We start from the raw sequence: 8,274 nt of genomic DNA, 5'->3' as shown, positions 1-8,274 counted from the left end.
CAGCCGGTCCCCGCGCCCGCCCCCCCCCCGACCGGCCAGCCGCGCGTCTGATACCGGCGAGTCTACCAGGCCGCCCGGCGCAGCACGGGCTAACACGCGTGATAGATAGGGTAACTACCTGAGTACAAACGATAAAAGCGTCAAAGGCCAAAAAGCGCCCGCGAGTCGTTTCATGAGCCCGCCGGTATGATTCGAATGCGCGGGAAATCCCGTTCATTGCGAGCGCGTTGAACCGCTGGCGCGGGGCGGATGGTGGCCGTTCCTTAAGGTTCGCCCGTCATTCAGGCGCGCATGCACGCCGCCAGAGCCGAAATCCCCGCCTCCGCCCCGACGCCGCCCGACGGCGCGGCGCTTTCCGAGAACGCACGCGCCGTCGCCGCCGGGTTGCGGCGGACGTCGCTGGCTCCGGGCGCAGTCTCCGGCGTCGGGTTCGGGCTCGACGCCGCGGCGGTCGCACTCGGGATCTGGGGCGGGCTCGTCGTGGCGGGCGCGGCGCCGCTCGGGGCCGCCGCCGTCGCGGCCGGCGCGGGGCTGGCGGTCGCCGGCGTCGTGGCGGTCGCGGGCGGGCACCGGCTGCGACGGCTCCGGCGCTTCGCGCGCGGCGCGATCGGGCCCATCGGCCTCGGGGCGGCGGCGGCCTGGCTCGTCGGCGCGGGCGCCCCCGGCGCGGCGCTGGCGGCGGCGCTCGCCCTGCCCGCGCGCGGCCTCGCCGCGGCCATGGCGGCGGCGGCGCTCGATTTCGGGCTGACAGAACGGCGCGCGGTGCTGGTCGGCGGCGGCGAGCGCGGCAGGGAGGCCATCGCCTCGCTCGCGGCGGCGGGGGCCGACATCCGGGTCTGCGGCGTCTTCGACGACCGCGACGACAGCCGCTCGCCGGCGGTGATCCGCGGCGTGCCGAAGCTCGGGACCGTGGCCGACCTCGTCGCCTTCGTGCGGGCGGCCGAGATCGACATGCTGATCGTGACGCTGCCGCTCGCGGCCGAGCGACGCATCCGCGAGGTTTTGAAGGCCGTCGAGGTTCTGCCGGTCGACGTCCGGCTCTGGGACTACGCCGACGATCCGGCGCTGCCGCGGCGTAACGACGCCCCTCGCAGCGGCGGGCTCGTCGAGCTGATGTCGCGGCCCCTGCGCGCGCCGCAGCGCGTGGCGAAGCGGGCGCTCGACGTCATCGGCGCGGCGGCGGCGCTGGTCCTGCTCTCGCCGGTGCTTGTCGCGACGGCGGTGGCGATCCGGCTCGACAGCCCGGGACCGGTGCTGTTCCGCCAGCCGCGCCACGGCTACAACCACCGCCCGGTCGAGGTCTGGAAGTTCCGTTCGATGCAGGCGACGGAATGCGATCCGGCGGCGCGCCGGGTCGTCGTCCGCGACGACCCGCGCGTGACGCGGGTCGGTCGCTTCATCCGGCGCTGGTCGATCGACGAGCTGCCGCAGCTCTTCAACGTGCTCCGGGGCGATCTGTCGCTGGTCGGACCGCGGCCGCATGTCGTCGGCGCCGTGTCGAGCCGGCAGGAAGCCTTCGAGGCGATCGTCGACGGCTACGCGGCGCGGCACAAGGTGCGGCCCGGCGTGACCGGCTGGGCGCAGATCCACGGGGCCCGCGGCGAGATCGCCGACCCGCAGGCGCTGCGCCGGCGGGTGGAGCTCGACCTGCACTACATCGAGAACTGGTCGCTCTGGCTCGACCTGCGCATCCTGGCGCTGACGCCGTTCCGGCTGGCCGGCGCCGAGGGCGCCTACTGATCCGCTGCAGCGGCCGGAGCCTCCGCGGCCGGCGCGAAGGCATGGACGGAGATGTCCTCCCAGCCATGGTAGATCATGTTGAGCGCGACATAGAGGATCACGAAGAGACCGGCCCAGCCGATCCAGCGGTGCCGGTTGAGGAGGCTGGCGATCCAGGACGCCGCGACGCCCATCAGCACGACCGAGAGCGCGAGGCCCATGATCAGCACGCTCGGATGCTCGTGCGCCGCGCCGGCGACGGCGAGCACGTTGTCGAGCGACATGGACACGTCGGCGACGATGATCTGGATCACCGCCTGGCGCAGGGTCTTGCGCGGGGCGCCAGCCGAGATGGTCCCGTCGACGTTGATGTCGGCCTCGGCGAGCGCCTCGACCGCGGCGGCCTCTTCCTTGTGGGAGACGCGCAGCTCCTGGTACATCTTCCAGCAGACCCAGAGCAGCAGCAGGCCGCCGGCGAGCAGCAGGCCGGTGATGGCGAGGAGTTGGGTCGCGACCAGCGCGAAGCAGATGCGCATGACCGTCGCGGCGAGGATGCCGATCATGATCGCCTTGCGCCGATGCTCGGCCGGCAACCCGGCGGCGGCCATGCCGATCACCACGGCGTTGTCGCCGGCGAGGACGAGGTCGATCATCACGACCTGGAAGAAGGCGCTCAGGAGGGCGGTATCGAACATGGGAGGCTCCGCGCGGACTGAGTCCCGTTAGCAGGACCGGGCCGCGGTCGCCAGACCCGAGCGGCCCCTGCGACGGCCCGGCGGCTCAGTCCGTGGCCGCGGCGCCGACGACATTGGCCCGCCAGAGCCAGTCGAAACGGCCGGTGAGCGCGCCCGGCGCGAGCCGCGAGGCGGCGCCGAGCGCGAGATGCGCCGCGCCGCGCAGCGCCGGATTCGCGAGGTGATAGACCCGGCCGGAGCGCGCGGCGGCGGTCTGGGTGCGGGTGGCGCGGGCGATGCGGCGATCCTCGTAGGCGGCGAGGCCGGCGGCCGGGTCGTTGCGCCGCGCGGCCAGTTCGGCGGCGAGCACCCAGGCGTCCTCGAGCGCCATGCTCGCCCCCTGGGCGAGGAAGGGCGTCATCGGATGACAGGCGTCGCCGAGGAGCGCGATGCGGCCCTTCGCCCAGGACCGCAGCGGCGGGTGATCGAAGAGCCCCCAGACGAAGCAGTCCTCGACGGCGGCAAGCAGCGTCGGGACCGGCTCCGCCCAGCCGGCGAAGGCGTGGCGCAGCGCATCCCGGTCGCCGGGCGCGCTCCAGCTCTCCTCGGTCCAGGCGGCGCGCTCCTCGACGGCGACGAGGTTCCAGACCGCGCCGCCGCGCAGCGGATAGGCGACGAGGTGGCGGCCCGGGCCCATGAACACCGTGGCGGCGCGCGGCAGCGGCGGCGCGCCGAAGCGACCGGCCGGGACAAGCGCCCGCCAGGCGGCGTTGCCGGTGAAGCGCGGCGACGTCCCGCCGAACTGCGCCCCGCGGATCGCCGAGCGGACGCCGTCGGCGGCGATCGCGGCGTCGGCATGCTGCGCCGCCGTCCCTTCGAGCCTGACCGGGCCTCCTGCGTCGGCGATGGCGGCGACCCGGCTGCCGAGGTGGATCGCGACGCCGGCCTCGGCGGCGGCGGCCGCGAGCGCGGCGAGGAGGTCGGCGCGGTGGACGTGCCAGTAGGGCCGGCCGTAGCGGGCGACGCATGTGGACCCGAGGGGCACGCGCGCGACCGGGCGGCCTGACAGCCCGTCGCGAAGCTCCACCGCCTCTGGCGCGGACGCGACCGCCTCCACCGCGTCGCGCAGGCCGAGCGCCTCGAGCACGGCGACGGCGTTCGGCGCGAGCTGCAACCCGGCGCCGACCTCGCCGAGCGCCGGGGCCTGCTCGTGGACGACGACGCCGAGGCCGCGCTGCGCCAGCGCGACGGCCGCCGCGAGCCCGCCGATCCCGCCGCCGATCACCGCGATCTCCATCCCTCGCCTCCCCTGCCGCCATCCGCGCCGATCCTAGCCGGGCGAGGGGCGGAGGCTCAATCGTCGGCGGCGGCGAGGAGGCGGGCGGCCTCGCGGCGGATGTCGCCGGCGCCGAGGACGAAGGCCTCGTCCGCGTAGCGCGCGCCGGCGGGCGCGAGGCCGGAAGCGGCGGCGGCGAGGGTGGCGGGGCTGCTGCGTATCGCGGCGATCATGCCGACGAGCCGGCCGCCCGCGTCGAACACCGGGCCGCCCGAGAAGCCGGGGCGCACGCCGGGCATCCGCACGATCATGCCGGGGCCGTAGGCGCCGAGCCGCTGGCGCGGGCCGATGACGGCGCCGGCGAGCTCCATCCGCGCGCCCGCCTGCGGCCCGCCGCTGGCGTCGACGCCCGCGGCGCGGACGGCGAGGCCGCGGCGCTCGTCGGCGTCCGTCGCGGGGACCGGCGCGACGAACCCGGCGGGCACGCGCAGCACGGCCAGATCCATCCTCGGGCTGACGGCGACCAGCCGCCCGGCGGCCGCAGCGCCCGGCGCAGCGAGCGCGAGCGGCGCGCCCGGTGCGAGGCCGGCGACGACATGGGCGTTGGTGACTGCGATTCCGGGCGCGATCAGGAAGGCCGAGCCCATGACCTCGCCGTTGCGCACCGTCGCGTGGTGGTCGATCGGCCCGCGCGCGGGGCGCGCCTCCGCGCCGGCCCAGACGCAGGCGGCGAACGCCGCCGCAACCGCAACGAGAAACCGCGCCGCCGGTCGCAGGCTCCCGCCCGCGTCGACGGCCCCCGACCGGAGAACCATGCGCCGCTCCACCCCGAGCGCCGGCCCCCCGGCCGGCGCCACCCGTGCCCACCCTGGCGGGCGCGGCCTTTCCGTCCGCCTAACGGCGGCGGCCGGCATGAATAAAGCGCAACGTTAACCGACGTTAACTAATTAGAGAGAAAGCAGAATCAATTTACGGTTGATTACGCGCGAAGGCCGCGGCAGGCCGCAGTCCTCTCGCCCGGCCGCCCTGGTTGAGGAAGACACCCGCATGCCCACGCCGCCCGTCCCCGGACACCTCCGCGCGCCGCTTCGCGCCCTGCTCCTAGTCAGCGCCTCGGTGCTCGCGCTCGGCGCGCCGGCGGCGGCCGACGGGCCCACGGGCGGTACGGTCGCCCGCGGCAAGGCGACGATCTCGTCCGCGACGGGGCGCACGACCGTCCGCCAGAGTTCCCGCCGCGCCATCGTCGACTGGAAGCGCTTCGACGTCGCGCGCGACCACACGGTCGTCTTCGACCAGCCAGGCCGGAAGGCCGCGACGCTGAACCGGGTCACGACCGGCGGGCGCAGCGTCATCGACGGCGCGCTGCGCGCCCCGGGGACGGTGGTGATCCAGAACCGCGCCGGCGTGCTGTTCACCCGCGGGGCCCGGGTCGACGTCGGCGGGCTCGTCGCGGCGAGCCAGGACATCGACGCGGCGCGCTTCCAGAAGCAGGGACGGCTGGTCATCGGCGGCGGCGAGGCGGCGGGCGCCCGCGTGACGAACGAGGGCAGGATCACCGTCGGCGAGAAGGGTCTCGCGGCGCTGGTCGGAAGCTCGGTCGAGAACGCCGGCGTCATCATGGCCAACCGCGGCACGGTGGCGCTGGCCTCCGGGGCGCGGACGACGCTCGACCTTGCCGGCGACGGGGTCTTTCGCATCGCCGTCGACGGCGATGGCGCCGGCGACGGCGCGGGCGTGAGCAATTCCGGGGTGATCGACGTCGGCCAAGGCCGCGTCATGCTCAGCGCCGGCGCGGCGTCGCGGGCGCTCGACGCGGCGATCAACACCACCGGCCTGATCCGCGCCACCTCCGCCAACGGCGCGGGCGGCGTCGTCGAGCTCGTTGGCCGCGGCGCCGGCGCGGTCCGCGTCGGCGGAACGATCGACGCTTCCGGCGCGACGCGCGGCGGCGACGTGACGGCTACCGGCGCACGGATCGAGATCGGCGCGGGCGCGGGCATCGACGTCTCCGGCGGCAAGGACGGCGGCCGCGTCCGGCTGGGCGGCGACCGGGGCGGCGCGGGCGATTTGCGCCGGGCCGACAGCGCGACGGTCGACAAGGGCGCCTGGATCCACGCGACCGGCGGCACGGGACGCGGCGGCGAGGTGACGCTCTGGTCGAATGGCCTCACCACCTTCGACGGCGTCATTCGCGCCGGCGGCGCCACGGCGGGCGGCTCGGTCGAGACCTCCGGCGCGACGGCGCTGACGATCGGGCTCGCGGCGACGGTCGAGGTCGGCGCCGGCGGCGACTGGCTCCTCGACCCGCGCGACGTGACGATCGTCTCCGGGGCAGGCGCGAGCGCCGGCGCAGGCGTGAACGGCCCGGGCGGAACCGGCGCCGGGCCCTATTTCATCAACGCCGGCACGATCGTCTCGGCGCTCAACGGCGGCGGCGACGTGACGATCACCACGTTCCAGCCCGCCTTCTCCCACGACGGCGACATCACCGTGGCGAACGGCCTGAGCTGGAGCGGCGCGGGCGACCTGACGCTCGACGCCGACGGCTCGATCCACGTCGCCGCAAACGTGCAGGCGACCGGCGCCGGCGGCCTGACGCTGCTGGCGCGCACGGGCGACGTCGAGATCGGCTCGGGCAGCGGCGCGCGCGTGGTGTCCACCAATACCGGCGCCCTGCGGCTGGAGGCCCGCGAGGGCGACGTGCGGCTGGAGCGCCTGAACGTCCAGCCGAACGGCATCCAGGTCCATTCCGCCTCCGGCGGCGTCGACGTCGTGGCGGGCGACGAGATCATCCTGCAGGGCGGCGCGTCCGGCGGTCGCTGGGTGCGCCTCGGGCGCGCCGGCGACGCCTCCGACGTCCGGCTCGACGCCAGGGCGATCCGCATCCGCGGCGGCTCGGCCGGCAACGCCTTCGCCGAGGTCGTCGCCGGCGCCGGCGGCTCGATCACCATGACCGCCGACGAGATCGAGGTCGCCAACGGCGTCGGCGACCAGGGCCGCATCCAGGCCGGCGACGGGGCCACGCTCACCCTTCTGGGCGAGCGGCAGGTCTGGAACGGCCCGGTCCGTTCCGGGACCGGCGGCAACAACGGCGGCGCCGTGGTGATCGCCGGCGACATCAGCGTCGGTTTCCAGCCGCAGTTCAGCCTGCTGCCCGACGCCGACTTCACGCTGCGCCGCGCCGCGCCCGGGGGCACGGTCTCGGCCTACGTCTCGACCGAGCCCTTCGCGGTCGACATCATCCCCACCCTGCCGAAGCCGAACTCGACGGGCCGGATCGACATCGACGCGCCGGTGACGGCGTCGCAGATCACGCTGGAGACCATCGCCGGCGTCCGCCTCGGTCCGCAGGCGAGCCTGACCGCGACCGGCGGCGGCGACGCCCTCGTGGTCGCGGCCGGGGCGCAGTTCCTGAACGAGACCCGCGCCGGAACCGGCACCTTCGCCCTCGACGACCCCGAGGGGCGCTGGCTCCTCTATGTCGACCGCTTCGACGGCGTCGACGGCCCTGCCCCGGGGCCGCGGGACTTTGACCTCTATGGCCGCAGCTACACCGCCGAGGGCCCGCTGGACCTCGGCTATGACGGGGACCGCATCGTCTATGGCGAGCGCCCGACGCTCACGCTGACCGGCGACGTCCTCGCCAAGACCTATGGCCAGAGCATCCCGCTCGGCTTCGGCGTCGACGGCTACACCATCGCCGGCCTTCGCCCCGGCGACAGCCTCACCACCGCGCTCGACGGCGCGCCGGTGGCCACCAGCGACGGCGCGAGCGCCTTCGCCCCGGCCGCCACGACGCCCTACGCCCTCGACATCGCCGCCGTCGCCTCGGCGCAGGGCTATCTCGTCGAGACGGTCGCCGGCGCCATCTCCGTCGGTCGTGCGCCGCTGACGGTTACGACGCTCGATGCGCGCCGGACCTATGGCGGCCCGGATCCCGATTTCCGCGCGGAGTACCGGGGCTTCGTCAACGGCGAGGGCAGCGCCGTCCTCGGCGGCCGGCTGCGCTTCGACACGAACGCAACGGCGGCGAGCGACGTCGGGGTCTATGGCCTCGCCGCCGCTGGCCTGACCAGCGGCAACTACGACATCGCCTATGTCGCGGGCGAGCTGACCATCGACCCCGCGCGGGCGAGCGTGCGGATCGCCGACCAGTCCCGCACCTACGGCTCCGCCGCGCTCGACGGCCGGGCCTTCTCGGTGACCGGCCTCGTCCTCGGCCAGGACGGGTCCGTCATCTCGGGCGAGGTGGCGACCGACGCGGCCGCGGCATCCAGTGTCGGAACCTACGCCATCACCGGCGGCGGCCTCGCCGCGAAGAACTACGTCCTGACCGTCGAGGGCGGCCGGCTGGAGATCGACCCCGCCCGGCTGAGCGTGGCGATCGCCGACCAGTCGCGCACGTATGGCTCCTCGGCCTTGGACGGCCGCGGCTTCACCGCCTCGGGCTTCGTCCTCGGGCAGGACGCGCGCGTCATCACCGGCGCGCTCGCCACCTCCGCTACCGCGACGTCGGACGTCGGCGACTACGCCATCACCGGCGGCGGGCTGGCGGCGGCGAACTACGTCATCGCCGCCGACCCAGGCACGCTCGCCATCGACCCG

At 75.2% G+C, this 8,274-nt stretch carries 5 protein-coding genes; 2 read left to right on the top strand and 3 right to left on the bottom strand.

What is annotated here, in order from left to right; translation table 11 throughout:
• Window positions 1-291 precede the first annotated feature (291 nt).
• Window positions 292-1,740, top strand: a complete 1,449-nt coding sequence (locus tag KBA23_RS14410; RefSeq protein WP_290742192.1) for an exopolysaccharide biosynthesis polyprenyl glycosylphosphotransferase — start codon at window positions 292-294, stop codon at window positions 1,738-1,740.
• Here KBA23_RS14410 and KBA23_RS14405 read toward each other — a convergent pair.
• From KBA23_RS14405 to KBA23_RS14395, 3 genes are all read right to left on the bottom strand, one after another.
• The gene (locus tag KBA23_RS14405; RefSeq protein ID WP_290742189.1) at window positions 1,734-2,414 is read right to left on the bottom strand and encodes a TerC family protein; all 681 of its coding nucleotides are present in this window, start codon (window positions 2,412-2,414) and stop codon (window positions 1,734-1,736) included. The two genes, KBA23_RS14410 and KBA23_RS14405, sit on opposite strands and share 7 nt — an antisense overlap.
• Window positions 2,415-2,499: 85 nt before the next feature.
• The gene (locus tag KBA23_RS14400; protein WP_290742186.1) at window positions 2,500-3,690 is read right to left on the bottom strand and encodes an FAD-dependent monooxygenase; all 1,191 of its coding nucleotides are present in this window, start codon (window positions 3,688-3,690) and stop codon (window positions 2,500-2,502) included.
• A gap of 56 nt (window positions 3,691-3,746) precedes the next feature.
• Window positions 3,747-4,484: a serine protease gene (locus KBA23_RS14395; protein ID WP_290742183.1), complete on the bottom strand. Its 738-nt coding sequence runs from the start codon at window positions 4,482-4,484 to the stop codon at window positions 3,747-3,749.
• A gap of 232 nt (window positions 4,485-4,716) precedes the next feature.
• On the opposite strand from KBA23_RS14395, the gene KBA23_RS14390 reads away from it, so the two are divergent.
• The coding region (locus KBA23_RS14390) for an MBG domain-containing protein (RefSeq protein WP_290742180.1) at window positions 4,717-8,274 on the top strand (3,558 nt) is incomplete at its 3' end.

The organism is Amaricoccus sp. (assembly GCF_017995835.1).
In the GTDB taxonomy this organism is placed as follows: domain Bacteria; phylum Pseudomonadota; class Alphaproteobacteria; order Rhodobacterales; family Rhodobacteraceae; genus Amaricoccus.
The sequence above is the reverse complement of the archived record's forward strand: the minus strand, read 5'-3'. Positions and strand labels throughout refer to the sequence as shown.